Raw genomic sequence first — 24,409 nt, forward strand, 5'->3', positions numbered from 1 at the left:
GGGGAGTTGGGAACCGGGAGCTCCGGCTCCCTTGGGGTTGAGCTCGGCCATCATCTGCGCGAGCTGCGCCGGGGGCAGGAGCCGACCGCCGTAGGACCGCGCGACTCGGGAGCGAACCGAGCGGCCGCGCGCATGTTTTGCGTCACATTCAGCCAGAAAGGAAGGAAAAAGGTTGAACTATGTCTGATTTACGCCGAGACGAGGATCCATTGCCTTAGGTTAGCCTGCCCTAATGCAGCTCATACATCTGGCCGCCTCGGCCGGCTACACCACGCCTCCGCTCTGGCGCATCCTCACCAAGGCCGGATACTTCGTGGGCCTGTCCGCGGCCATCGGCGCCACGGTCACCTACGCGTCGTCGGTACGCCCCGCACTCCGCGCAGCGGAGAGCCAAGGCGGCAACGCGGATGTCATGAGACGAAGAACGGCAGGGCACCTGGCCTGGGCCGGAGTCGTTCTGCTCGTCGCGGGCTACTTCCAGCTCGCCGCCCGGCTGGCCCGGGCGGGCAAGGGCATGCCCTTCGGCGACGCCCTCTCGCCCGCGCGAATCTGGGACTTCCTCCAGGCGCCGGCGGCCAAGGGCGCCTGGATCGCCCAGGGGACGATCTACATCGTTCAGAACGTCGTACTGGTCATCACCGCCGCCACCTTGATCTCCCTCTTCCTTCCGGCGGCGCGCCGGCGCCTCGACGCCCTCGCCCTGACCGCACTGCCCCTGAGCCTCGCCATCACCCTCATCGGGGCAGTGCCGGCCACCAAGCCGAAGGACTCGGACAAGGTGCTGGACCTGGTGTTCGGCCAGACGCACATCATCAGCGGCGTGGTCTGGGTCGGCGGTCTGGCCTTCCTGGCCGTCCTCGCCACCTCCCGCGGCCGACTGGGCGAGGGTGCGGGCCTGCTGTGGGCGGACATCTGGCGCCGCTTCGCCCTCGTAGCGCTCGTGAGCGTCGGCGCCGTACTGACTTCCGGCCTGTGGATGAGCTGGAAGCACGTCGGCTCCATCAGCCAGCTCTGGACCACGACCTACGGGCTCTTCGTGCTCATCAAGATCCTGCTGGTTCTGGGCATGATGGCGGCCGGAGCGGTCAACCAGTTCTGGCTGATGCCCCGCATCGCCAAGGCCCGCGAGGAGGACGACACCTCCTCCCTCCTGCACCTGACCCTGCACCACTTCCCCAAGGTGGTCTGGGGCGAGGTCGTCCTCGGAATCGCCGTCCTGGCAGTGGTCCCCTTCCTCAGCGGCTCCGCCCGCTCCGAGGCCGGCAGTCCGGCCGCCGTCTCGAGCGGCAGCATCTTCGCCGTGGGCGCGCTGCTGGTCCTCACCCTGGTCGCCTCCCTCTACGTCACCGTGCGGACCTCCGACGCCCTCGCCCGGCGCGCGGTCCCGGCCTCGGCCTGACCCCGGCCCGACCTCGCAGTGAACGACCGGCGCGGCCCCGTCTTCGACGACGGGGCCGCGCCTTCCAGCGTTTCGCGCATGGAACCGGAGCGGGCCGTCCGGCTCGACAACTGCCGTACACCGCGCGACTGTTACGCGATGAGCATCCTCCCAGCGAGCGCCCGCCCACCTACGGCTCCACTCCGGGCGTCCCTGCGCGCCCTCGCCTGTGCGACCGTCGCGGTGCTGGCGCTGTCGGGGTGCAGCGCGGACGGCCACGACCGGGCCCCGGAGGAGCGGGCCTCGGCCACGTCCGTACCCGAGGGCGACGCCTTCTACGACCCGCCCAACCCGCTGCCCCGGGGCAAACCCGGCACCGTGATCCGCCAACGCCCCTACGCGCCGCCGGAGTCGACGCTGACACTGCCGTCGCACACGTTCCTGGTGATGTACCTGAGCACCGGAACCAACGGCAAGCCGGTGGCCGCGAGCGGGCTGGTGAGCGTTCCGGACGGCCCCGCTCCCACCGGGGGACGGCCCGTCGCGGCGGTGGACCACGGCACGATGGGCATCGGCTCGAAATGCGGCCCGTCCCGCATGCCGGCCTTCGCCGGGCTGCAGGACACCAGTCCGGTCGGCAAGCTCCTCGCGCGCGGATTCACCGTCGTGCAGCCCGACTACATCGGCCTGGGGGTGACCGGGGTCAGACACCCCTACCTCAACGGCAAGTCCGCCGCGTACGCCACCCTCGACATCATCCGTGCCGCTCGCGGGATCGACCCGGGCGCGGGCGCGACCACCCTCGTCTACGGCGGTTCGCAGGGCGGGCACGCGGCACTGTGGAGCGCGCACCACGCCTCCGCGTACGCTCCCGAAATCGACCTCAAGGGCGTGGTCGCCAACGCGCCGGCGGTCGGATTCGAGTGGATGCCCGCCCTGTTCTCCCAGCAGAGCGAGGTGGCCACTCCTTACGCCGGAATGCTGCTGATGCTCATCGACGGGGCCGCAGCAGCCGATCCCGCGGTCAAACCCGCCGAACTCCTCACCCCCGAGGGGCTGGCCGCCGCGGACCGCATCTGGACCGAACCCTGCGTCGTCGGCGACACCGTGCTCCCGCCCGCGCCGGACATCCTGCGCCCCGGCGCCGATCTGGAACCCCTCAACGCCGCGCTCAAGGCCAGTGCGAGCGACGGGGCCACCACCAAGGTCCCGGTGCTGCTGCCGCAGGGCGGCAACGACGTGCTGAGCAACCTCAACCGGACGCTCGCCGGGGAACTGTGCGACAAGGGCGTGAACCTGGAGTTCAAGTACTACGCCGACCAGGGGCACACGATCAGCGACGGCCCGCTGGACGATGCGGTCGCCTGGATGGACGCCCGGCGCGCCGGTACGCCGCTCACCGCGAGCTGCACGTTCTGAACGGCACGGATCCCCCGACGTCTCAGCGGAAGGCGGCGTCGTCCCGGGTCAGGGCGTGGACCACGCAGGGGCGGCCGATGACGGTGTCCTCGCGCAAGAACGTGAATCCGAGGCGCCGGGCGACGGCCGCCGAGGCGGTGTTGTCCGGGTGGATCATGGCGGTGATCTGCTTGAGCCCCAGGGGACCGAAGCCCCAGTCGAGGACCGCCCGGGCCGCCTCCGTGGCGTAGCCCCGGCCCCAGTACGGGCTCGCCAGGGTCCAGCCGATCTCGGTCTCGCCGAACTCCTCCCACCAGTTCAGACCGCTGCGCCCGATGGCCTCGCCGGTGCTCCGCAGCTCGACGGCGCACAGGCCGTGGCCGCGCTGCGTCCACTGCTGCTCGATGGCGTGCAGGCGCGCCGCGGCCTGCTCCCGGGTGTAGCCGCCGACGAAGCGGTTGACCTCGGCGTCGGCGTGCAGGCGCACCCACCAGTCGGTGTCGGCCTCGGTGAGCGGGCGCAGCCTCAGTCGCTCCGTGGTGATCACTGCCGGTCACTCCTCACTGTCCAGGGGCGTCGGAGCCCCTGCTCTCCGTCGGACCCCGTCTCGACCATGATCCTCGGAAACCCCGGTGCCGTATGTCAACGCGGGCGGTAGACGGTGAGGGCGTCGGGGAGCTCGTCGAGGACCAGGGCGGAGGGGGCCTTCGCGTACTCGCCGTCGTAGGCGATCGGAGTGCCCTCCGGGATGTCCCCGATGCGCAGGCTGCGCAGCCGGGTCGCGACGTGGACCGGGGAGCGGGTCAGGGGCCCCGTGAAGGCGGCGGCCAGCAGGCGCGGGCCCGGGCGGCCGCCGCCGTGGACGAGGCGGACGTCGAGGAGGCCTTCGCCGAGGGTGTCCCGGCGGCGGGGGGTGGGGCCGGTGCCGTGGTACGTACCGTTGCCCGCGAAGAGGAGCCAGACGCTACGGGGCCTCCCGGCCAGCCTCAGCCGCACGGGCCGCTCGGCCCTCAGCACCTTCCAGGCCGCCAGGACCGCCGCGGGGCCGCCGCCGATCCGCGGGGCCCAGCGCAGGCGGTGGCGCAGCAGCTCCGGGTAGGCGCCGATGCTGAAGTTGTTCAGGAAGTAGCCGGACCCCCCGGCCCCGGACGCCCCCCGCGGACCCGGGCTGAAGCGGCCCACCGCGATGTGGACGGCGTGGCCTTGGGCCACGGCGCGGCAGGTGTCCTCGACTCCGGCCAGGCCGAGGTCCAGGGCGAAGTGGTTGAGGGTGCCGCCCGGAAACACCGCCAGCGGCACCCCGGCGCGCAGCGCGGCGGTAGCGGCGGCATTGACCGTGCCGTCGCCGCCGCAGACCCCGAGCACGGTCGCCCGCGAAGCGGCCTCCGCCAGTTGCGCGGGCAGGTCCCCGCCCTCGCATTCGATCACCTCGGCCCCGGGCAGCCGGGCGCGCAGTACGTCGAGCCCCGCGTCCGCGGCCGTACCCGACCCGGTGTTGACCACCACCGCGAGTCCGGTCCCGTCGGGCAGCGCGGGCGCCCCGGCGGCGGCCCGCTCGCCGCCCGGCACGGCCCGGACCTGTTGCGCATCGCGCGCGAGGCGGCGTACGACGAACCCTGCGGCCACTCCCAGGGCGGCGCCCGCGAGCACGTCTGAGGGGTAGTGCACCCCGGTGTACACCCGGGAGAAGGCCACCGACGCGGCCACCGGGACCAACGCGGCGCCCCAGCCCGGGGACTCCAGTGCCACCCCGGCGGTGAAGGCGAAGGCCGATGCCGCGTGCCCGGACGGGAACGAGGTCGTCTGCGGCTGCGTCGCCTGCTGCCGCACCACCGGTACGCCGTCCAGCAGCGGCCGCGGCCTTCGCACGGACCATTTGCCGACGGTGTTGATGGTCGCGGAGGCCACCGCCAGCGAGGCGGCACCCCGCACGGCGGCCTTGCGGGACCGGGCCGATCCGATGACGGCGATCGCCGCGGCGGCCCCGGCCCACAGCATCCCGTGGTTCGCGGCGCGCCCGAGCCCCGGCAGGACCCGGTCGGCCCCGTGCCAGTGCCGCCGGGCCACCGCGTCGAACATGCGGCGGTCCCACTGGGCCGCCGCACCGTGCCAGGTCAGCGGGGTCTGCGTGTGCGCTGCTCGATTCGCCATGGGAACCGTCTACCCGATCGGGCGGCGGCGTATCACTGCGCGGTCAGTGCGCGGTCCAGCGGAACTTCCCTCCGCCGACCCAGCAGACCTCGCCCGGGTCGTCCAGGTCGTGGATCACGATGCCGCCGGTCGCCGCGGTCACCACCACGTCCGTCATGGACCTGGCGGTGCCGGCGAACTGGCCGTCGATCTCGACGATGCGGAACGGCGGATCGCCGCCGTGCACCCCGAGTACGGTGACCCGCGCCGCGGAAACGTAGGGAATCGCGCCTTCGGTCATGGGAGCTCGCCTCCACTCACACGTACCCAGTCTGCCCGCTCCGGGCCGGTCGGGGCAGCCCCGCTCAGGCGTCGGGCCCGACACCGCGACCGGGTGCGCTCATGTCGCCCGTGCCGGGTGTGCCGTCGGCGAGCCCGTAGCGCAGGTACACGGTGCCCTTCGGGCCGGCTGCCGGCGGTTCGAGGAGGGTGACGTTCGTGGGCACCTCGCCGCCGTCGAACACCTTCTTCCCGACGCCGAGCACGATCGGGTGCACCCAGAGGTCAAGACGGTCGAAGAGCTTCTCGCGCAGCAGGGTCTGCACCAGGTTCAGGCTCCCGACGACCTTCACGTGCTCGTGCCGGTCGCGGATCTCGCGCACCGCGGCGGGCAGGTCCGGGCCCAGCTGTGCGGACCCCGCCCACGAGAGCTCGGGCCTGCCGCGGGAGGCCACGTACTTCGGGACGCTGTTGAACAGGGTGGCGATCTCGTTGTCCTCACCGCCCTCCTGGTGGGGCCAGTAGGCGGCGAAGAGGTCGTAGGTCCGCCTGCCGAGCAGGAGGGCGTCCGTGCCCTCGTACGCGGCGGCGACCTGCGCCCCGGACACCTCGTCCAGCAGCGGCGCCTGCCAGCCGCCGAACGGGAACCCCGCCGGGTCCTCGTCGGGCCCGCCGGGCGCCTGCCCGACGAGGTCCAGGGTTGCGAACATCTCGATGTGGATGAGGCCCATGGCGTACTCCCGATGTCTCTGGTTGCCCCCGTCGGAAGGTAGACCCGTGGGCGCCGCCGAACTCATCGCCACGACGGCGTCCGGCTCCGTTCGGCCCCGCCCGTGGCCTCGGCGCGCCCGCGGGCCTAGCCTGCGGGGATGGAGATCCGCGTGGGCCGGGTGGCAGTGCACTACGTGGAGCACGGGACCGGTCGACCCGTGCTGGTCCTCCACGGCGCCGGTGTCGACCACCGCGAGGCCGAGGCCTGCTTCGAGCCGGCCCTCGAAGGCGTGGCCGGGCTGCGGCGGATCTACCCCGATCTCCCCGGAATGGGCCGGACCAAGGCCCCCGTAACCCTCCGCAGCGCCGACGACGTCCTCGACACGCTGCTCGCCTTCGCGGCCGAGGCCACCGGCGGGACCCCCCACCTCCTCATCGGTCACTCGGCAGGCGCGTACTACGCGCAGGCGATGGCCGCGCGGCGCCCGCGGGAGGTCGCCGGTCTGGCGCTCGTCTGCCCGTTGCTGCCGGCACTGCGTGATGTACCGGAGCACCGGGTCGTCGCCGGATCGGGTGCGATCGGTGACGAGGTCTTCCGGAGCTACTTCGTGATCCAGACCCCGGAGATGCTCGACCGGTACGAGCGCTACGTCGCTCCGGCCGCGGCCCTCGTCGACGAGCCGGCGCTCGAGCGCATCGGGCAGCGGTGGGCGCTCACCCCCGTGCACGCGCCGCCGTACCCGGGACCGACCGCGGTCGTGGCGGGGCGGCTGGACTCGACGGTCGGACATGCCGCGGCCGGCGACCTCCTCGACCACTACCCGCACGTCTCGCTCGCCGTCGTCGACGACGCGGGGCACGCCCTTCCCCACGAGCAACCGGAACTCCTGCGCGCCCTCCTCCTCGAGTGGCTCGCGCGCGTCGAGCGCCATGCGGTCCAGTCGACGACGAACCCGGCGGCACCCTGACAGTCGGTCAGCGCCCAGTAGCCGAGGCGGCCGAGGCCGAACCCGGGAACCATCAGGAAGGCCGTAACCGTCCTGCACTTCGTGATCGATAAGACCGAACTGATGACCGACCCGATGACCGACCTGACGACCGACCGGCTCGCCGATGCCTGGAAGCACATCCACTGCGCGTCCCCCGTGGACGAGGCGGATCCCGTAGCCCTGGAGTGCGCCCGCCGCCTCGCCGCCGACCCCGGTGGGGAGCTGGCCCATGTGTGGGTGTCCGGGCTCCTCTCGATGTCGGACTACCTCGCCTGGCGTCCGGGCCGGGCGGCCGAGCGGGCCTCCTTCGATGCCCTGCGCGCCGCGGCGAAGGCACTGGGCGACCGCTCCTGCACGCACGAGGACCACCCGTACGAGACCGAGATGGACCCGTACGGGGACGAGGTCTGGGCGGGCGACAACGGGCTGCTGACCGGCGAACCGACCGTGCAGGGCGGCGACTCCGCCGACACCGGGCGGGTGCTGTGCCCGGCGAACGTGGCGGGTTGGGCCCGGCTCGCCGCGGACGTGCTGGCCCCGTTCACCGTGCGCCGCATCCCGGCGGGAGCGCCCGAGGACCACCACAGCCGCATGAGCGACCTCTCGGGGATCGTGAACGACTACCCCTACTGCGATCCGGCCGAGGCGCTGGCCGACGAGGCCGCCTGCCTGCCCGCGTATCCGACCCGCGGGGTGTTGGCCGGCTACCTCGTCACCATGAACGCGACGTGCTGGTACGCGGCGTCCGAGAGGATCACCGAGCGCTCGGTTCTGGACGCGATGATCGAGGGGGTCCGGGCCGCCGTTCCGTCGCTGCGCGACGACCCGTGCACTCACGGCCCCGGCGAGCATCCCGACACGGGCGACGTGGACCACCTGAGCCAGGTCGGCTACCTCCTGCGCAGCCCGGGCGGCCGCGCGGAGTTCGCCGAGGACCAAGGGTGGGGCGACGCGGAGGAGCCGGAGGGCGAGGACGAGCCCCTGGACGCGTGGGTGTGTTCCGCCTTCCTGCGCGCCCTCGCGGAGGAGACCCTCAACACCCTGACCGGGGCCCTCGAGTCGTTCGGAGCGGCAACAGACACCCCCTGAGGCCCCGCACCGCGCACTACCCGGCGGCGCGGGGCTCGGGCATCATGGCCCGGCACCGGAGTTCACCGGCGCGGGGCCTCCCCCGCGTCCCCTGCGACCGCGGTCCGGAGGCCCCTGTGACGTCTGACGACCAGGCGAGGCGCGATGAGCTGTACCTCGACCCGTACCCGCTCTACGCCCGCGCCCGTCGGGCCGAAGGCCTGACGTACGTACCGGAGTTCGACGCGTGGCTGGTGGCCCGGGACCAGGACGTACGGGAGGTGCTGGTACGGGCCGAGGACTTCTCCTCCGTCAACTCGCTCACCCCGGACATCGCCCTCTCGGAAGCGGCCCTGGGCGTGCTGCCCCGGGGCTTCGGCCCGCGCCCCACCGTCGTCACCTCGGACGGCGCGGAGCACCGGCGCCACCGGGGCGTACTGAACCAGGGACTGTCCGTCCCGCGCGTGGCGGCCGTGCTGCCGTACGCCCGGGAGTGCGCGCGCGAGCTGGTGGACGGCATCGCGGCGGACGGTTCCTCGGAGCTGATGGCGGCGTACGCCCGGCGGCTGCCCGGGCAGGTGGTCGGGCGGCTCATCGGCCTGGACCCGGCGGACGTGCCCGCCGCGGTGCGCGGCGGGTACCGGGCCGAAGAGCTGTTCTTCAGGCCGATGTCGCCCCAGGAACAGGTGGCGGCGGCCGAGGACGTGGTCGCGCTCCAGCACCTGCTGGACGGATACCTCCGCGACCGGCGCGCCTCGCCCCGGGGCGACCTGTGCTCGGCCATGGTGGCAGCCCTCGCACCCGGCGAGGGCGAGCTCACCCTGGAACAGCGCCACGAGCTGGTGGCCGGCCTCCAGAACCTGCTGATCGCCGGATTCCTCACCACGAGCGCGCTGATCGGCAGCACTCTGCTGCATCTGCTGCGCGACCGGTCCCAGTGGGAGGCGCTCTGCGCCGACCCGGCCCTGATCCCCGCCGCGGTGGAAGAGGCCGCGCGCTACGACTCGGCCGTCCAGGCCTTCCACCGCACCACCACGCGTCCGGTGACGCTCGCCGGGACGAAGCTTCCGGCCGGCGCCTCGGTGCTGGTCGCCTACGGTTCGGCCAACCGCGACGAGGACCGGTACGAACGGGCCGACCGGTTCGACATCAGCCGCCCCGAACACCGCCGCCACCTCGCCTTCGGCCACGGACCCCACGGCTGCCCCGGCTCGCACCTGGCCCGCGAACAGCTGCGCATCACCCTCGAGGTGTTCACCGACCGCCTGCCGGGCCTGCGCCTCGACCCGGACGGCCCCCCGCCCGCCATGCGCCCCACCCTGATCCACCGCTCGCCGCAGACCCTGCACACGACCTGGTAGACGCCCGGCCCCTCGCCGTGCCCGGCGTCTCTGCGAGCAGTTATTGAAAACGATTGCCATTCCCATATACTGGGGCCATGGCACGCAACGAAGTACGCCCGATCATCAAGCTCCGCTCCACCGCCGGCACCGGCCACACCTACGTCACCCGCAAGAACCGGCGGAACGACCCCGACCGGATGGTGCTGCGCAAGTACGACCCGGTCGTCCGCCGGCACGTCGACTTCCGCGAAGAACGCTGACCCCCACTCCCCCGGAAGGAGCCACCCGATGAAACCTGGAATCCACCCCGCCTACGGCCCCGTCGTCACCGGCACCGCGCGCGTCCTCGACACCGCGGGACGCGTCGAGCGCTTCGAACGCCGCTACGGAGGACACAAGTGACCCTCCCCGTCGTGATCGTCGGCGGGATGCACGCCGACGCGCGCAAGGAGACCGTCGAACACCTGCTGCGCTCGGTGCCGGGGAGCGTCGCCCTGCACCACGACCTGTCCTCGGCCGCCGACGGCAACGTCCTTCGCACCCTGCGCGATTCCGGAGGTGAGGTGTCCGCCGACGAAACCCCGCTGGTCAACGACTGTGCCTGCTGCGCACTGCGCGAGGACCTCGTCCCGGAGCTGGAGCGGCTGGCCGCGAGCGGGCTGACCCGGCTGGCCGTCGTGGAGCTCTGGGACTCGGTCGAGCCCAGGGCCATGGCCGAAGTCGTGGCCGCCCACGCCGGTGACCTGCTGGAACTCACCAACGTGATCACCGCCGTCGACCCCTCGCTGGTCCTGCCCTGCCTCGGCAACGGCGACGACCTCGCCGAGGCCGGACTCGCCGCGGCGGCCACCGACCGGCGCACCGTCGGGGACACCTGGGCCCGTCAGCTCGAATACGCGCCGGTCCTCGCGATCGCCGACACCGAGGAGACCGGCGACGGGGACCGCGCCCTGCTCGCCCAGCTGCACCCGACGGCACGCAAGGTGCCCACCGGCTCCAGCGAGCTGACCCGGCTCGCCTTCGCCGGCTTCGACGTGGAGGCGGCCGCCGCGGCCCAGCACCCCGCCTGCGCGCGCCTCCCCCAGGAGGCCGACGAGGCCGGAGTGGCCACTCTCGTCTGGCGGCGCCGCCGCCCGTTCCACCCCGAGCGGCTCTACGCGGCCCTGGAGGACCTGGCCTGCGCAGCGGCCCGCAGCCGCGGCCGGTTCTGGCTCGCCGACCGCCCCGACACGCTGCTCGCCTGGGACGCGGCCGGCGGCGCGCTGTGCGTGCAGAACCACGGCCCCTGGCTCGCCTCGCTCCCCGACGCCGCCTGGGAGCTGGTCCCCGCCCCGCGGCGGGCCGCGGCCGCCCTCGACTGGGACCCCGAGCACGGCGATTGCTGCCAGCACCTGGTCTTCACCTCCCCGGACCTCGACCGCGAAGGCACCGAGCGGCTCCTGGACTCATGCCTCCTGACCGACGCCGAATACTCGGCCGGGCGGGAAGGATGGAGACGACTCCCCGCGGTGTTCGCCCCCTTGCTCGACTCCGTCTCCTGACCCTCCGCACCGTTCACCGCCCCGGACTCAACCGCCCGGGGCTCAACCGCCCGGGGCGAACGTCACCGGCAGGGCCAGGGGGCCGCGCAGGCCGCCGGGGCGCCAGGGGATCTCCGCCGGGGGTACCGCGAGGGCGAGGCCGGGCAGGCGCCGCAGGGCGGTGCCGATGGCGATCCGGCCTTCCAGGCGGGCCAGCGGAGCGCCCAGGCAGTAGTGGAGGCCGTGCCCGAACGCCAAGTGGGCGTTGTCGGGCCGGGTGATGTCCAGGCGGTCGGGGTCCGGGAACCGCTCCGGGTCCCGGTCGGCGACGGCCGAGCCGATCAGCACGGTCGCGCCGCGCGGGATGCGCACGCCCGCGATCTCCAGGTCCTCGCGCGCGAAACGGGCGATGCCGGGGCTGACCGGGCCGTCGTAGCGGAGGAACTCCTCGATCGCGCCCGGCAACAGGCCGGGATCCCGGCGCAGCAGGTCGAGCTGGTCGGGGTGGGCGAGCAGCATGGCGAGGCCGCCGCCGATGAGATTGACCGTGGTGATGTAGCCGGCGGCCAGCAGCAGGAACACCATGGCGGCGAGCTCGTCCTCGGTCAGCCGCTGTTCCTCGTCCCGGGCGGCGACGAGGGCGCTGAGCAGGTCCTCGCCGGGGTCCGCCCGCTTGCTGCGGATCAGTTCGGTGACGTACGCGCGCATGTGCTGCCACGCCTCGTTCACCACGGCGGGGTCCGGCGGCTCCGCGCCCCGCGTCATCATGCGGTCGGTCCAGTGCTGGAACTCGTGCCGCTCGTCCACCGGCACCCCGAGCAGTTCGCCGATCACCGTGACCGGGAGCGGCAGGGCGAAGTCCGCGACGAGGTCGGCGCTCCCGTCCGCCACGACCGCGTCCAGCAGCCGGTCGGTGACGGCCTGGATCCGCGGCCCCATGTCGGCCACGCGGTGGGCGGTGAACGCCTTGGAGACCAGGCGGCGCAGGCGCGTGTGGTCGGGCGGATCGCTGTGCAGCATGTTGCCGAGCATCGCCTCGTGCTCCGGGTCGGGCAGCTGCCGCAGGAGCCGGGTGTCGGAGGCGTCGCGCACGTCGCTGCTGAGCCGGGAGTCGGACAGGGCCGCGAGCCCGTCCTCGTAGCGGGTGACGAGCCAGGCCTCGAGGCCGCCCGCGATGACGACCCGTCGGACCGGGCCGTCCTCGCGCAGCCGCCGGTACAGCGGGAACGGGTCCGCGACGAAGGCCGGGTCGGCGTAAGGGAGGAGGACCGGCTCCTGGCTCATGGCGCCTCCCGGACGGCGGAGCGGCTGCGGAGCGATTCCTTGGGCGGCCGCTCGCGCAGGGCCCCGTAGCCGATGAAGTAGGCCGGCACCCGGTTCAGCCACCGCGAGTCGGTGACGAGCTCCGTCAGCCGCTTCGCCCGCCGCGGGTGGCCGAACGCGACGCGCCCGGCCAGCAGGGGCTCGATGACCTGGGCGTGGGCCAGGCGTTGCAGCCCCTGGGTCGCCAGTGTCGTGGGCATGCGGCGGCGCTGTACGCCGCGTACGTCGCGGAGCCCCACGCTTCCCGCGCGCAGGGGTTCCACGAGGTGGCGGGCCGCGGCCACGGCGTCCTGTACGGCGAGGTTGATGCCGATGCCGAAGACCGGCGACATGGCGTGGGCGGCGTCGCCGATGCACAGCAGACCCGGCCGGTGCCAGCGCCGCAGCCGGTCCAGCCGTACGTCGAGCAGTTTGACCTCGTCCCAGGAGGTGACCGAGTGCGCCCGGTCGGCCAGCCACGGGACGGCCTGCGTGAATTGGGCCATGAACCGGTCCAGGCCCTCGGCGCGGCGCTCGGCATCGGTTCCCTTGGGGATGAGCCCCGCGATCTGCCAGTAGTCGCCGCGGTCGATGAGCGCGCTGAAGAACCGTTCGCCCAGACCTCCTACGAGCCCGCTGGGGTCGTCCTCGTGGCGCGGTAGCCGGAACCACCAGGCGTCCATCGGGCACGGGAAGCTCTCCAGGCCGAGCTCGGGCAGCACCCTGGCGAAGGATCCGCGGCCGTCGCAGGCCACGGTCAGCGTGGCCCTGAGCTCACCGGTGGCGCCGTCCGCGGTGCGGTACCGCACGCCCGCGACCCGGCCCCGTTCCATCAGGAAGGACGTCGCCTCGGTGTTCATGCGCAGCCGGAAGGAAGGCTCTTTGCGCGCTTCGTCGGCGAGCAGGTCGAGCAGGTCCCACTGCGGCACCATCGCGATGTAGTTGTACTTGCCGTGCAGCGCCGCGATGTTCCCGACCGTGATGAGGGAGCGGTCGGGTCCGATGGGCAGCTGCACCGAGGTGACCCGCCGCTGCGGCAGCCGGGCGAACCGCTCGGCGAGGCCGATGTCGTCCAGCAGCGACAGGGTGGACGGGTGGACGGTGTCGCCGCGGAAGTCGCGGAGGAAGTCCCCGTGTTTCTCCAGCACGGTGACCTCCACCCCGGCCCGCGCCAGCAGCAGGGCCAGCACCATCCCGGCGGGCCCGCCTCCCACGACACAGCAGGCCGTACGCTCCACGGCGACCACTCCCTCCGCCGGCGTCGGGTACGCCCCGTCCGGCACCTACCCCGACGTATACCCCACCGGGGGCGCCGGTCGCGGCAGCCGCGTCCGCCGTTCGTCAGGGTGCCGCCGTCAGTCCCCACCCGTCGTCGACGGTGCGCAGGTATCCGCCGTGCGGCCCGCGGGCGGGGCCGGTCGGGTTTCGGGCCGCCGAGGCAGGTGTCGACCAGGATGACGCGGCTGGCTCCGAGGATGGCGAACCCCTGGGAGGCCATGCGCAGATGGCTGCGGGACGGGTCGCCGTATCCGTCCCCCTCGGCATCGAGGAGGTCCCGCAGCTCCTCGGGACCCGCCAGCGGATAGGTGGCGCGGGCGGGCAGCGCGAGGCCCACCGCCTCCACGAGGGGGACGATGGTGCGGCCCCCTACCCGGATGGGGACGGGCTGGGCGGCGGGGGCGATGAGGGCGGGGCCTGCGGCCGGTACGCGCGCACATCGAGAACCTGCTGGTCGACGTGGTGCGCGGCGACCTCCCTCCCCCGGGCGACGGCGGCATCCCGCGGGAGGCGGTCGCCCGTTGCCTGGTCGCCGCCCAGGTCGCCCTCGTGGAGTGGTGGCTCACCGAGAGTCCGCAGAGCACACCGGAGCAGGTCGACGAGATCTTCCGCGCCCTGTGGCGGCCCGGCATCGGCACTGCTTGCGCCTAGGCCGGGGTCCGGCAGGCGAGGGCGAGCAGATGCATGCTGGTCAGGGCGAGTTCGGGTCGGCTGTCGGCGAAGCGTGCCACGGCGAGGGCCCCTTCGAGTGCCTGCGGCCCGAGGTCCCGCATCCCGGTGTGACGCTCCTGAGCCTTCAGCGCCGCGTAGGCAGGGCCCTGTACCCCGTGGACGGCCGGGTTGGTCAGGCCCGCCTCCCGGGCTTCTTCGCGCAGCTCCGCGAGCCCGTGGTAGTAGGTCGTGGGGCCGTTGCGGCGGGTGCGCAGCCCGGTCTCCGCGACGTCCAACGCGCTGCCCGCGCCCGGGTCCAGCAGTCTGGCGAAACGGTTGAGCGCGGCCGCGGCCACCAGGCCGCCGGGCCTGACGGTTCGACGCGCCTCCCGCCAAGCCCGTGCCCGTTCCGGGGAATCGGGCAGGTGGTAGAGGGGGCCGAGCAGCAGCACCGCGTCGAACGACGCGTCTTCCTGGTCCAGTTGGCGAGCATCCCCGACGAAGGCCGTCAGCCCGTGGTCGCGGGCTTGGCGGACGTGCTGCTCCACCGGGTCGACGACGGTGACCCGGTAGCCGTCGTCCGTGAGCCACCGGGCGTGCACACCGGGGCCGCCGCCGACGTCCAGGATGTCCGCGGGCGGGGCCGGAAGGTGACGGCGCAGCAGCTCCTGGGTCCGGACCAGCTCGAGGGTCCCGATCGTTCGCCCCGAAGTGAGACGGGCGGCCTCGTCACCGGCGCCGTAGAAAGCAGTGATGTCTGGAAGCAGGGCCACGTCGGCCTCCCCTGGGAAGAACTGACCGTCCGTCTGCTCCGAGCATGCCACCTGCGTTGCCGCTCAGGGCGCGCCTCCTTCCAGGGACCCACCGGAGGGTGTGTCCTTGACGCATCATGAACCGCGACGACGAACACACGAGCGACCGCGACACCTTCCTGACCTGGGTGAAGACCGCCCTGTACGAGGCCGAGCTCGCGCTGCACAACGGCAACCCTGCGCCCCGCCGGGCCCTCTGGTCACGGAACGAGCCCGTGAGCGTACTGGGCGCGTGGCGCAACGCCACCGGCCAGCAGGAACTCGACAAGCTCTTCACCGCACTCGGCAAGAGCTTCTCCGACTGCACCTCGTACGCGTTCGAAGTGCAGGCGTACGACGTGGTGGGCGACATGGCCTACACGGCGGGCTTCGAACACACCTCCACCTCCGTGGACGGGCAGCCGCGCACGTACACGCTGCGGGCCACCCAGGTGTACCGCCGCGAGGACGGCGAATGGAGGGTCGCACACCGGCACGGCGACACCGCGACCGAGTGAAGGCGCCCGGGGACCCGGGCGGCGAGGCCGTCTTCCCACAGCCGCGCGTGTGCGAGGAGGATGGGAGCAACGACTCCGCTCGAAGGAGAGGCACATGAGGGCACGTACCCTGCGCACCCTGCTCGTCGCCGGAACGGTCGCCGTGGCCGCCTTCGGCTCCCCCACGGCGGCGCAAGCCCTGCCCTCGTGCCCGAGCAACGCCATCTGCCTGTGGCGCTTCCAGGACGGCACCGGCGACGTGTACGTATGGCGCGGCGGTTACGTGGACCTGCCCGCCTCGTTCGTGGACCACGTCGGCTCGTTCCGGGCCAATAGGACCGGTGCCTTCATCGACTGGGCGACCCACAAGGACTGCCGCCCGGTCCGGGTCGGCGACTACGCCTCCAACTACCAGGGGCGCTTCGGCGGGAAGATCGACGCGGTCGGCAACAACTGCTGACTGCCTGCGCGTCCGGCCGCGTCGGGCCCGCACGGCGCTCAGTACACGAGCTTGTAGGTCACGTCCTTCGGGACCGGGTCCGGTGCGGTGTCGGTGTACAGGAGCCGGATCGTCGTGAAGCGCAGGAGATCGGGGTGGTCGGGCCAGGTCTCCGGATTGCTCAGGGTCACCGTTACGGGGTAGGCGCGAAAACGGCCGGCCGCGCAGTAGGGGCGGCAGTCGTTCACCATGTCGGTGCCGGTGGCCGTAGCGGTCCTCGTGCCCCAGCTGTCCCAGTGCAGTGCGACGAGGCGGTTGTTGCCGTCCCCGCAGGCCAGGAGGTACTCCTCCGGGCGCATCCGGGCCTGGGAGAAGCAGTCGACGACCACCACTGGACCGGGAGCCCGTGGATCCAGGATCCGGGCCGACGGCGCTGCGCCGGTGTGCGCGGAGGCGGGGATCACGGCGGCCGCCATGGCCGCGGCCGTGCACAGCAGGGTGGTCATCCGCATCCTGCACCGGGATGCGCGTGCGGGTCGGCCAGCTGCTGAAACGTTCACGAAGAGCCTTCCTCGCCACCCTGCCGGCCTGTCCGCCACCTCACCCAGCTTGCCCCCTTCGCGGGGACCTCGCACCCGCTGGGAGCGGGCCGGGATCACTTGCGCAGCAGGGCGCAGACGAAGTCCTCCTGGATGTCCCGGACCCGCGCGAGCAGGTCGGGGTTGTTGGTGAGGGACGTCTGCGTGGTGATCGAGAAGGTCAGCGAGCGCCGGCCGTCGGCCGTGGCCGCCACCAGCTGCGTATAGCCGGCCGTGTTCCCGGTGTGGCCGTACACCGTTCCGCAGCGCGTGGTGTAGCGGTAGATCGCCAGGCCCGCCTCGGTGCGACCCGGGCCGGGGGGCTGGGACAGGGCGCCGGGGATGAAGGTGAACTGCTGGCGCCGGAGGCGTTCCGAGACGAGCGCCCCGCCCGCGTAGCCCCGGATGAACGCGGTCAGGTCCTTCGGCGTGGAGACGATGCCCCCGGCCGCCCAGGCCCCGGAGGCGCCGAAGGCCTCACTGACGTCGACGGGCCCGTCCTCGGGATCGATCTGGTAGCCGTGGAGGAAGGGCACGGGCAGCCGGTATCCCTGCGGCAGGCTCGTGGCGTCCATGCCCAGCGGCTCGTACACGAGCTCGCGCAGCAGTGACTCGTAGCGGCGTCCGGTGGCGGCCTCGGCCATGAGGGCGACGGCGATGTTGTCGGAGTTGGAGTACTGGTAGCGGCTGCCCGGCCGGAACTCGAGGTCCTCGTCGGCGACGAACTCCAGCAGGTGCCGGGAGTCGAAGCGATGCCGGGGGTCCTCGGAGATGATGTCGATGAACCCCTGGGAAGCCGAATAGTCCGGCAACCCACTGGTGTGATGGAGCAGTTGGCGCAGGGTCACGCGGTGCCACGCGGCGGGCTGACCGGGCAGCACCTCGCCGATCGTGTCGTCCAGGTGCAGCCGGCCGCGGTCGACGAGCCCCAGGGCCACCGCCCCGGTGAAGGCCTTGGCGACGCTGGCGATGCGCATGTGGTCGGTCGCCCTGGGCGGCCGGCCGCTCTCCACGTCGGCCGTGCCCGCCCGGTAGACCTCCGTGTGGTCGCCGTCGCGCAGGACGGCGATGGCTCCGGGGGGCCCGTCGGGCCTCGTCACCAGCTCCCGCAGCTCCTGGTGGAGCCCGGTCCCGGGCGGCGGGTTCCGGTCCGCTCCGGCCTGTGCGGGCTGCACCGAGGCGCCGAGCACGGCACTGCAGACGGCGGCGGCCGCGGCGAGGCGCAGCGACGAGCGGATCCTGCCGGTGCGGCCGGACGTGCGTGGGGACACGGAGGTACCTCCCGGGGAGACGGAGCGCGGTGGCCCACCATGGCAGGAGCCGTACCGGCTCCGGCGCCGACACGTCCGTACGTTGGTCGGCTGTGGCCCGTCCGGCCCCCGAGCCCGGTCAGATGTACATGTCCTTCTCGTCTACGAAGGCCCGGCGGACGCCCCCGGGGCGTGACGTCGGTCACGAGGTGACGTGCTCCGCCGTCGGCTCCTCCTGCCACGGGGGTGCCGCGGCAGGAGGAGCCGAACGGCGTCTGTCAGGTGCGGTACGCGTAGTAGATCGCGTCCGGGTAGGAAGCGATCAGGCTCGCGAGCGACTTGCGGTACGTGTTGGTGGAGTGGTACGTCACGTACGGCATTCCGGCGGCGCTGCGGTACGTCACCATCATCGAGTGGTCCTTGGACCCGTCCTTGTTGAAGTCCACCTGCAGGACGTCACCGATGTCCGCCTGGTAGACGTTGGCAAGGTTGGTGGCCCGCTGGTTGGACAGCGTGAACCACGACCACTCGTTCGCACCGACCCACGAGTCGGTCTGCAGGGCGCCGTCGTACCACCAGTTGCGGTAGTCGTACGTGGTGCCCGACACGTTCTTCCAGCCGCCGGCCTTCAGCGACTGGCTGATGAAGTTGGTGCAGTCGCCGCCGTTCCCGCTGAACTTCCGGTACGCCGGGTTGTAGTTGCTCCAGTACTTCTCGGCGTACTTCGCCATGGCGGTGTAGTCGTACGCACCGCCCGTCTTCACCTTGGGGTTCGCCGTGGCGGGGTACTTGGTGGACGCGGGCGTGCCCTGCGGGTACTGGTTGCCGTCGTCCGTGACGACGTTCACCTTGGCGGCCAGGGGCTCGTTGACCGCGACGGGGCCGCTGTCCTGGGACTTGATCGAGGCCAGTTCCCAGTTGCCGCCCTTCTTGCTGGTGAGGGTCAGCTCGTACTTCGTCCCGATATCGGTGGTCGCCGGCTCGTCCCCGCGCACCTTCTTGTAGGTGAGCGTGGTCTGCTCGGTGACCTGGACGGTCGCCTTCCCGCCGGTGATCGTGGCACGGTCCACGACCACGCGGGTGTCGGCGCCCGTGTAGGCCTCGCCGAGTTCCGCCAGTCGCGTCTTGCGTGCCCGCAGCGACTGGAGAGCGGTGTCCTCGTCCTTCTTCAGCTTGGCGGACAGACGGGTCTTCGTGCCGGGCTTGCCGGAGCCGTGGCTCCCTGCCTTGTCCTCGACCAGCGCCTGCGTGCGCTGGGAGAGGACGTCGTCGGCGATGCGGGCGAAGGTGTCGGCGGTGGCACGGTCGGCTGCTTTGGGCCCGCTTACCGCGGACGCGGAGTAGGCGAGCATGCTGCCGGACACCAGGGCCACGGTCAGGGCCGCTATGGCGGCAGGCCTGAACCTCTTGGGTATCACTCTGTTTTCCCCTTTTTCACCCGGTCCACATAAACCGGGAGAGGGAATTTTCGCACAACTGGGCGAGCATTTGGTTGCGTTCCGGTTCCATCCTCGGCCGCCTGACGGGAGTCGCCCCGCACGCCGGGCTTCCCGCCTCCGCTTGATCACCGCAGACCCTGCTGTCCAGCAGGTGACACCTGCCACCTGCTGGACGGCCCCACAGCATGTACATCTAGTCTGGGCGGCGACAAGCACAGCACAGGGGGCATTCGGAGTGGACGGGCAGGACTCGGCCCCAACGGGGCGATCGCGAGGCAGGCGGGCTGCTCCGCAGCGCGGCGACGGGGCGACGACGGGCCTCCGGGGCAAGCCCGGGGCGCGCCGACGACCCCGCGCGGGCGCCGGACGCCTGGCCCGCCTCGGCGGGTTTCTCCGCCTCGACCGCCTCCGCCGGCCCGGTCGCCTCGATGCCCTCGCACCGGCCGCTGCCGTGGCGCGCACGCAGCTGCGGCGCCTGCGCCCCGAGTACCCGAGGCCGGGCCGCAGCGGCTGGCGCCGCTGGATACCCTCCTGGCGCCAGTGGCTGGGCGCCTGCGTCTACGTGTTCATAGGCCTGGGCTGCTTCCTCACCATCGCGTACGCGACCACCGACGTACCCGACGACCTCAACCATTTCGCCACACAACAGGACAACGTCTACTACTGGGCCGACGGTTCCACGATGGCGCGGACGGGCTGGGTCAGTCGGCAGGAGATGCCGCTCGACAAGGTGCCCACGAAGGTCCAGGGCGCCGTGCTCTCGGCCGAGAACGCGAGCTTCTACTCCGACCCCGGCGTCTCGCCCTCCGGCGTCCTGCGGGCCGTGCGCGCCACGGTGACGGGAGGTGAGACCCAGGGCGGGTCCACCATCACGCAGCAGTACGTGAAGAACGCCTATCTGAACCAGGACCGGACCTTCTCCCGGAAGTTCACCGAGCTCCTGCTCGCGGTGAAGCTGGACAACCAGAGGCCCAAGAAGCAGATCCTGCAGGACTACCTGAACACCAGCTGGTTCGGCCGCGGCACCTACGGCATCCAGCGCGCGTCCCAGGCGTACTACGGCAAGGACGTCTCGCAGCTCAATGCCAGCGAGGGCGCCTTCCTGGCCTCGCTCCTCAAGGGCGCCGGTCTCTACGACCCCGCCATCAGCCCGGAGAACCACGCCCGGGCCGTCGAACGGTGGAACTGGATCCTCGACCGCATGGTCGCGACCGGCAACCTCTCGCGCGCCGAGCGCGCCACGTACACGACCTTCCCCGAGCCCTCGGTCCAGTCCGTCCCCGGCACCGCCGACCCCCAGGAGGGGTACCTGGTCGAACTGGCCAAGGCGTACGCGGTCAAGGCCGGCCACATCCGGGACGCCGACTTCGACCTCGGCGGCTACCAGATCTACACGACCTTCGACAGGTCGCGCATGGCCGCCCTGACCGCTGCCGTGCAGGAGACGCAGAAGGGCTTCGACGCCGATCGCCGCCCCAACACCGACAAGAACGTGAAGATCGGTGCGGCGAGCGTCGCCCCGGACGGCCGGCTGCTCGCCGTGTACGGGGGCCCCGACTACCGCAAGCAGGGCTTCAACGAGTCGAACGCGACGACCATTCCGGTGGGCACGGCGTTCACCCCGATCGTCTACGCCGCGGCGCTCGAGGAAGGGGTACTGCGCACGCGCGGCAAGGACCGTACGACCGTCTCCCCCTCCACCACGTACGACGGCAACGACCAGGTCACCGTGCAGACGCCCGAGGGCCCGTACTGGGACCGCAACGGCAAGGTGGTGAAGGGGCAGAACGACGGCGACCGCAGCTGGGGCCGGGTGACCCTGCGCCAGGCCGTCTCCGACTCCATCAACACCCCCATGCTCCAGCTCGGCCTCGACGTGGGCCTCGACCGGGTGGACTCCTTCGCCGAGCGCGTGGGTCTGCTCGGACCGAGCCTCGGACCGCGGATCCCCCAGTTCGCGCTCGGGGAGAACTCGACGCCCAGCGCGATCCGGATGGCCGGCGCCTACGAGACCTTCGCCAACGACGGGATGCACACCGATCCCTTCTCGGTCCGCTCGATCACCCGCAACGGCACGGCCGTGCCGATCAGCGTGCCGAAGCCGGTCCGGGCCCTGACGGCCAAGACCGCCCGCGCGGTGACGGACGCCATGCAGGAGGCCGTCACCGGGGGATCGGCGAAGACGGCGGGCAAGGCGCATCCCGGTGCGGCGGGCAAGACGGGAACGACCCCCGCGAACACGGCGGGCTGGTTCGTGGCCAACACCGAGAGCGAATCGACGGCCGTGGTGGTCTACCGGATGGCGCTGACCGACCTGGTCCCGCTGCCGCTGACGGGGCTGGGCGGCGACGCCCCGGCAACGCCCGCCAGCGAGCGGGCGGTGCGGCTGTGGGCCGGCTACATCAAGGCAGTGAAGTAGGCCGGGGCGAAGACGCCCCGGCGAGCCCGACCCGACGTCGCGGCGCCCCGGCGCCTCCGGCGAGCCCGACTACTTGATCAGCGTGGTCCAGTCCGGCGCCTGCGCCGGGTCGAGCAGCCGCAGCTGCGCCAGGACCTTGGGGTCCTGGGCATCCATCCAGTCCGCCAGCTCCTTGAACGAGACACAGCGGACGTCCTCGCGCGGGCAGACGTCCTTCATCACGTCTTCGATGGCCTTCATGTAGATGCCACCGTTCCAGTCCTCGAAGTGGTTGCCGATGAACATGGGCGCGCGGCTTCCGTTGTAGACACGGTTGAAGCCGTTCATGTACGAGCCCCGGGTCTGTGCCCGCCACGCCGCGAACTTCGAGGGGTCGCCCTGCGTGCTGTCGCCCGACTGATTGTAAAGGAAGTTGAAGTCCATGGAGAGGACCTGGAGCTCTTTGCCCTGGAAAGGGACGAGTTGGAGCGGGAAGTTCCATATGTCCGCCTGCTTGGACGGCCACATCTGGAAGTCTCCCGCGGAACTCGCGTCGTAGCGCCAGCCGTACGGCTTGATCGCGGGCAGGAGGTTCTTCTGGCCCTCCAGGCAGGGCGCGCGGCCGCCGACCACTTCCCGGTCCGGGTCGAAGGGCAGCGGCGCCTCCTGGGCGAAACCGGTATTGGTCTTCCACTCCTTCATGAAGGAGTACGTCTGGTCTATCTCGCTCTTCCACTCGGCGGGGCTCCAGTCGCCGCCGCCCTTGGGCCCGCAGAAGTGCCCGTTGAAGTGCGAACCGATCTCGTTGCCGTCGCTCCAGGCGCCGCGCAGCTGCTCCAGCGTGGACTTCACGTGCGGGACGGTCGGGTAGGAGATGGCGGCCGAGCCCTGGCTGTGCTGGGGCGGGTTGTAGAGCATCTTCTTGTTCTCCGGCAGCAGGTAGATGCCCGTGAGGAAGAAGGTCATGTGGGCCTTGTTCTCCTTGGCCACCTGACGGAAGTGCGAGAAGAGGTGGTCATCGCCTTCCAGTGCGCCGTCCCAGGAGAACACCACGAACTGCGGCGGCTTCTCGCCCGGCTTCAGCCGCTCGGGCTTGAGCTGTCCGGGCTGCGGCCCGGTGTAGGAGGTGGAGCCGTCCCCCAGCACCTTGACCTTGCCGTCCCAGGGCGGCTCCGCGCCCTTCGCGGCGGCGGCCCCGTCGGCCGTACCGCCCGCGGCCGCGAGCTTCGCGTCGCTCCCGGTGGTCCCCGAGGAGCCTCGCACCGTGAACGCGTAAGCCGCCGTGGCGGCCCCGGCCAGGGATATCACGGCCATGGCTATGCCCAGGCGCTTGCGGTTCTGCGCCCGCCTGCGCACCTTGCGGGTGTTCCGGGACTCTTCCCGGGCACCTGGAGCGGCGTCGGTGTCAGCCATCGCAGTCGTCCCCCATAGCTGTCGTCCCCCTGATCACCGCAGCCTGGCCGGCATGGATGGTTCATACGAATATAGAACTTGTCGGCAATCCTCCTGCACCCGGTATCCCCCGCGCACGTCGCTTCACAGCCAACTCACAGCCCCGAAGGGCCGGTCGCGCGCATCCCGGGCCGGAGGAAAAGGAGCCGCGGACCCCGCGGCTCCGAGCCGTCCTCGGCTACTTGGGGCGCCCGTACTCCCGCTGCGTGTGCCGCCTGACCTGGGAATAGAGCTTGTCGGCAAGCTTGTCGACGGCCACGAACATGTCGGAGGCGGCTGCGGTGATGGGGGTGAGGTCCTGCCCGTCCACCTGGAGGAGGGTGCCCGTGGCGGTCTGCTCCGAGCCGTTGGTCCTGAGAGTCACCTGGACCCTGGTGGTCTCGGTGCCCTGCCCATCGAGCCTGGCCAGCTTCTCGCCGACATGCGCGCGCAACGCGTCGGTGATCTCGACGCCGTCTCCGCTGAGGGTGTGGTCCATCGTTTGCCTTTCGCTTGTCTGGCAGGTCCTCGCTGGTCAGGAGGGCTCCGAAGGGGGAAATCGGCCCAAGGTTATCGCGGCCCGGCCGCGGAACGGCCGTCCGGGGCCCTGCGCGGCGGGAACGAGCAGACGGAGCCGTCCCAGGACGGCACCGGCACGGGACTCAGGCGGCGGTGTCGTCCGGCTCCGTGGTCATGCGGGCCACGTGGAGCGCCAGGTAGGAGACCTCGTCCTCGCTCAGGTGCTGCCCCAGGCGCAGCTCCACGATCGTCGCCAGCTGCTGCGCGGTGCGGGTCGCCTCCGGGTAGTGCCGGCGGATGCCCTGGCCGATCGTGGACTCGTGCCCCGTCAGCTGCCGGTGCTGCTGGATCCGCACGAAGAGGTAGCGCACGTGGGTGATGAAGCGCGCCGCGCTCATGGACTCCTGGGAGACGGAGAGCCCGTAGCGCTCCCGCACGACGGCGAGCATCTGCTGGATGACACCGGTCATCGTGTACGTGAAGGACAGGTCGCCGGTGGCGAAGCCCGCGTTGACCAGGTGCAGCGCGAGCGCGATCGCCTCGGAGGCTTCCAGTCGCGGGTCCACGCGCTCGTTGATGGCCTCCAGCAGGCGCTGGGCCTGGCGGTACTCGGTGGCGTACAGCGCCTCGACCTCGGCGCGCAGCGGGTACTCGATGACGATGCCGCGCGCGGCCCGGTCCAGCGCGCCCGCGACGTGGTCGGCGACGGCGATGGCGAGGGTCGGCCGGGTGGACTCGCGCCCTTCGATGCCGGCTTCGTCGAGGGCGATCACGACGGCCCGCAGGACCTCCTCGTCGATGAGCGCGAGGACCTCGCTCAGGTGGTCGGGGTCGCGGCCGTCCGCCGGGACGAAGACGCGCACGATCAGAGCGGGGTCGACGGGCTTGCCCTGGCGGGAGCTGAAACCGATGCCCCGCCCGGTGAGGATGACCTCCTGGCCCTTGTCGTCGCGCGCGAGGACCACGTTGTTGTTGAGGACCCGCAGCGCCTTCAACGCCCGCTCTCCTTCTCGTCCACAG

Annotated in this window: 25 protein-coding genes; 12 read left to right on the forward strand and 13 right to left on the reverse strand. The window is 71.9% G+C overall.

The annotated features are described in order from the left end of the window. Positions 1–232 precede the first annotated feature (232 nt). The gene (locus OG490_RS02990; protein WP_330294707.1) at positions 233–1,399 is read left to right on the forward strand and encodes a copper resistance D family protein; all 1,167 of its coding nucleotides are present in this window, start codon (positions 233–235) and stop codon (positions 1,397–1,399) included. Between the two features lie 138 nt (positions 1,400–1,537). Then, positions 1,538–2,797, forward strand: a complete 1,260-nt coding sequence (locus tag OG490_RS02995; RefSeq protein ID WP_330294708.1) for a lipase family protein — start codon at positions 1,538–1,540, stop codon at positions 2,795–2,797. A 22-nt stretch (positions 2,798–2,819) separates the two neighbouring features. Here the strand turns inward: OG490_RS02995 and OG490_RS03000 are convergent, their stop codons facing one another. From OG490_RS03000 to OG490_RS03015, 4 genes are all read right to left on the reverse strand, one after another. Further along, on the reverse strand, positions 2,820–3,323 hold the full coding sequence (locus OG490_RS03000; RefSeq protein WP_330294709.1) for a GNAT family N-acetyltransferase: 504 nt from the start codon (positions 3,321–3,323) through the stop codon (positions 2,820–2,822). A 95-nt stretch (positions 3,324–3,418) separates the two neighbouring features. Next, the gene (locus OG490_RS03005) at positions 3,419–4,927 is read right to left on the reverse strand and encodes a bifunctional phosphatase PAP2/diacylglycerol kinase family protein (RefSeq protein ID WP_330294710.1); all 1,509 of its coding nucleotides are present in this window, start codon (positions 4,925–4,927) and stop codon (positions 3,419–3,421) included. Between the two features lie 43 nt (positions 4,928–4,970). Continuing rightward, positions 4,971–5,207 (reverse strand): hypothetical protein, encoded by a 237-nt coding sequence (locus OG490_RS03010; protein WP_330294711.1) that lies wholly within the window; start codon positions 5,205–5,207, stop codon positions 4,971–4,973. A 64-nt stretch (positions 5,208–5,271) separates the two neighbouring features. Beyond that, positions 5,272–5,916, reverse strand: coding sequence for a dihydrofolate reductase family protein (locus OG490_RS03015; RefSeq protein WP_330294712.1), 645 nt, complete (start codon positions 5,914–5,916; stop codon positions 5,272–5,274). Positions 5,917–6,054: 138 nt separating this feature from the next. Here OG490_RS03015 and OG490_RS03020 point away from each other — a divergent pair, with 138 nt between their 5' ends. The 6 genes from OG490_RS03020 (at position 6,055) to OG490_RS03045 (ending at position 10,837) form a co-directional block, all read left to right on the forward strand. Further along, complete coding sequence (locus OG490_RS03020) at positions 6,055–6,864, forward strand: alpha/beta fold hydrolase (RefSeq protein ID WP_330294713.1); 810 nt, start codon at positions 6,055–6,057, stop codon at positions 6,862–6,864. An 81-nt stretch (positions 6,865–6,945) separates the two neighbouring features. After that, entirely contained in the window at positions 6,946–7,974 is a 1,029-nt protein-coding gene (locus OG490_RS03025; RefSeq protein ID WP_330294714.1) for a hypothetical protein, read from the forward strand. A gap of 116 nt (positions 7,975–8,090) precedes the next feature. Beyond that, positions 8,091–9,314 (forward strand): cytochrome P450, encoded by a 1,224-nt coding sequence (locus tag OG490_RS03030; RefSeq protein WP_330294715.1) that lies wholly within the window; start codon positions 8,091–8,093, stop codon positions 9,312–9,314. Positions 9,315–9,391: 77 nt separating this feature from the next. Beyond that, complete coding sequence (gene rpmG / locus OG490_RS03035) at positions 9,392–9,556, forward strand: 50S ribosomal protein L33 (RefSeq protein WP_330294716.1); 165 nt, start codon at positions 9,392–9,394, stop codon at positions 9,554–9,556. A 28-nt stretch (positions 9,557–9,584) separates the two neighbouring features. Next, the gene (locus tag OG490_RS03040; protein ID WP_330294717.1) at positions 9,585–9,698 is read left to right on the forward strand and encodes a 50S ribosomal protein L31; all 114 of its coding nucleotides are present in this window, start codon (positions 9,585–9,587) and stop codon (positions 9,696–9,698) included. A 26-nt stretch (positions 9,699–9,724) separates the two neighbouring features. Beyond that, positions 9,725–10,837: a CobW family GTP-binding protein gene (locus OG490_RS03045; protein WP_330300752.1), complete on the forward strand. Its 1,113-nt coding sequence runs from the start codon at positions 9,725–9,727 to the stop codon at positions 10,835–10,837. 42 nt (positions 10,838–10,879) lie between these two features. On the opposite strand, the gene OG490_RS03050 is transcribed toward OG490_RS03045, so the two are convergent. Both OG490_RS03050 and OG490_RS03055 read right to left on the reverse strand, forming a co-directional pair. Further along, a complete protein-coding gene (locus OG490_RS03050) occupies positions 10,880–12,100 on the reverse strand; it encodes a cytochrome P450 family protein (protein WP_330294718.1) in 1,221 nt (406 codons plus the stop codon). Beyond that, on the reverse strand, positions 12,097–13,356 hold the full coding sequence (locus tag OG490_RS03055) for an FAD-dependent oxidoreductase (RefSeq protein WP_330294719.1): 1,260 nt from the start codon (positions 13,354–13,356) through the stop codon (positions 12,097–12,099). The genes OG490_RS03050 and OG490_RS03055 overlap by 4 nt, the downstream gene beginning before the upstream one ends. 499 nt (positions 13,357–13,855) lie before the next feature. On the opposite strand from OG490_RS03055, the gene OG490_RS03060 reads away from it, so the two are divergent. Further along, complete coding sequence (locus tag OG490_RS03060) at positions 13,856–14,047, forward strand: hypothetical protein (RefSeq protein WP_330294720.1); 192 nt, start codon at positions 13,856–13,858, stop codon at positions 14,045–14,047. On the opposite strand, the gene OG490_RS03065 is transcribed toward OG490_RS03060, so the two are convergent. Next, positions 14,044–14,820 carry a class I SAM-dependent methyltransferase gene (locus OG490_RS03065; RefSeq protein ID WP_330294721.1) on the reverse strand — a complete coding sequence of 259 codons (777 nt, stop codon included), beginning with the start codon at positions 14,818–14,820 and terminating at the stop codon, positions 14,044–14,046. The genes OG490_RS03060 and OG490_RS03065 overlap by 4 nt on opposite strands. A 116-nt stretch (positions 14,821–14,936) precedes the next feature. Between OG490_RS03065 and OG490_RS03070 the strand changes: the two genes are divergently transcribed. Together OG490_RS03070 and OG490_RS03075 are read left to right on the forward strand one after the other, a co-directional pair. After that, positions 14,937–15,356: a nuclear transport factor 2 family protein gene (locus tag OG490_RS03070; RefSeq protein ID WP_330294722.1), complete on the forward strand. Its 420-nt coding sequence runs from the start codon at positions 14,937–14,939 to the stop codon at positions 15,354–15,356. Positions 15,357–15,450: 94 nt separating this feature from the next. Next, the gene (locus OG490_RS03075; protein ID WP_330294723.1) at positions 15,451–15,795 is read left to right on the forward strand and encodes a peptidase inhibitor family I36 protein; all 345 of its coding nucleotides are present in this window, start codon (positions 15,451–15,453) and stop codon (positions 15,793–15,795) included. A 38-nt stretch (positions 15,796–15,833) separates the two neighbouring features. Here OG490_RS03075 and OG490_RS03080 read toward each other — a convergent pair whose 3' ends face one another. The 3 genes from OG490_RS03080 to OG490_RS03090 form a co-directional block, all read right to left on the reverse strand. After that, a complete protein-coding gene (locus OG490_RS03080) occupies positions 15,834–16,280 on the reverse strand; it encodes a hypothetical protein (protein ID WP_330294724.1) in 447 nt (148 codons plus the stop codon). A 149-nt stretch (positions 16,281–16,429) separates the two neighbouring features. Then, positions 16,430–17,623 carry a serine hydrolase domain-containing protein gene (locus OG490_RS03085; RefSeq protein WP_330294725.1) on the reverse strand — a complete coding sequence of 398 codons (1,194 nt, stop codon included), beginning with the start codon at positions 17,621–17,623 and terminating at the stop codon, positions 16,430–16,432. A 257-nt stretch (positions 17,624–17,880) separates the two neighbouring features. Next, entirely contained in the window at positions 17,881–19,020 is a 1,140-nt protein-coding gene (locus tag OG490_RS03090; protein ID WP_330294726.1) for an amidase domain-containing protein, read from the reverse strand. A gap of 472 nt (positions 19,021–19,492) precedes the next feature. On the opposite strand from OG490_RS03090, the gene OG490_RS03095 reads away from it, so the two are divergent. Then, positions 19,493–21,460 (forward strand): transglycosylase domain-containing protein, encoded by a 1,968-nt coding sequence (locus OG490_RS03095; protein WP_330294727.1) that lies wholly within the window; start codon positions 19,493–19,495, stop codon positions 21,458–21,460. 69 nt (positions 21,461–21,529) lie between these two features. Here OG490_RS03095 and OG490_RS03100 read toward each other — a convergent pair whose 3' ends face one another. The 3 genes from OG490_RS03100 to OG490_RS03110 all read right to left on the reverse strand — a co-directional run bounded on the left by OG490_RS03100 (position 21,530) and on the right by OG490_RS03110 (position 24,384). After that, positions 21,530–22,852 carry a hypothetical protein gene (locus OG490_RS03100; RefSeq protein ID WP_330294728.1) on the reverse strand — a complete coding sequence of 441 codons (1,323 nt, stop codon included), beginning with the start codon at positions 22,850–22,852 and terminating at the stop codon, positions 21,530–21,532. Between the two features lie 217 nt (positions 22,853–23,069). Then, entirely contained in the window at positions 23,070–23,369 is a 300-nt protein-coding gene (hpf, locus tag OG490_RS03105; protein WP_330294729.1) for a ribosome hibernation-promoting factor, HPF/YfiA family, read from the reverse strand. A gap of 163 nt (positions 23,370–23,532) precedes the next feature. Next, positions 23,533–24,384, reverse strand: a complete 852-nt coding sequence (locus OG490_RS03110) for a PRD domain-containing protein (protein ID WP_330294730.1) — start codon at positions 24,382–24,384, stop codon at positions 23,533–23,535. Between the last annotated feature and the right edge of the window lie 25 nt (positions 24,385–24,409).

The organism is Streptomyces sp. NBC_00503 (assembly GCF_036346895.1).
Classification (GTDB): domain Bacteria; phylum Actinomycetota; class Actinomycetes; order Streptomycetales; family Streptomycetaceae; genus Streptomyces.

Excerpts from the sequence above, each read along its gene's own strand:
- OG490_RS02990 (WP_330294707.1), top strand. The coding sequence starts at position 233 with ATGCAGCTCATACATCTGGCCGCCTCGGCCGGCTACACCACGCCTCCG.
- OG490_RS02995 (WP_330294708.1), top strand. The coding sequence starts at position 1,538 with ATGAGCATCCTCCCAGCGAGCGCCCGCCCACCTACGGCTCCACTCCGG.
- OG490_RS03005 (WP_330294710.1), bottom strand. The coding sequence starts at position 4,927 with ATGGCGAATCGAGCAGCGCACACGCAGACCCCGCTGACCTGGCACGGT.
- OG490_RS03010 (WP_330294711.1), bottom strand. The coding sequence starts at position 5,207 with ATGACCGAAGGCGCGATTCCCTACGTTTCCGCGGCGCGGGTCACCGTA.
- OG490_RS03015 (WP_330294712.1), bottom strand. The coding sequence starts at position 5,916 with ATGGGCCTCATCCACATCGAGATGTTCGCAACCCTGGACCTCGTCGGG.
- OG490_RS03020 (WP_330294713.1), top strand. The coding sequence starts at position 6,055 with ATGGAGATCCGCGTGGGCCGGGTGGCAGTGCACTACGTGGAGCACGGG.
- rpmG (WP_330294716.1), top strand. The coding sequence starts at position 9,392 with ATGGCACGCAACGAAGTACGCCCGATCATCAAGCTCCGCTCCACCGCC.
- OG490_RS03040 (WP_330294717.1), top strand. The coding sequence starts at position 9,585 with ATGAAACCTGGAATCCACCCCGCCTACGGCCCCGTCGTCACCGGCACC.
- OG490_RS03045 (WP_330300752.1), top strand. The coding sequence starts at position 9,725 with ATGCACGCCGACGCGCGCAAGGAGACCGTCGAACACCTGCTGCGCTCG.
- OG490_RS03050 (WP_330294718.1), bottom strand. The coding sequence starts at position 12,100 with ATGAGCCAGGAGCCGGTCCTCCTCCCTTACGCCGACCCGGCCTTCGTC.
- OG490_RS03070 (WP_330294722.1), top strand. The coding sequence starts at position 14,937 with ATGAACCGCGACGACGAACACACGAGCGACCGCGACACCTTCCTGACC.
- OG490_RS03075 (WP_330294723.1), top strand. The coding sequence starts at position 15,451 with ATGAGGGCACGTACCCTGCGCACCCTGCTCGTCGCCGGAACGGTCGCC.
- OG490_RS03080 (WP_330294724.1), bottom strand. The coding sequence starts at position 16,280 with ATGACCACCCTGCTGTGCACGGCCGCGGCCATGGCGGCCGCCGTGATC.
- OG490_RS03100 (WP_330294728.1), bottom strand. The coding sequence starts at position 22,852 with ATGGCTGACACCGACGCCGCTCCAGGTGCCCGGGAAGAGTCCCGGAAC.
- hpf (WP_330294729.1), bottom strand. The coding sequence starts at position 23,369 with ATGGACCACACCCTCAGCGGAGACGGCGTCGAGATCACCGACGCGTTG.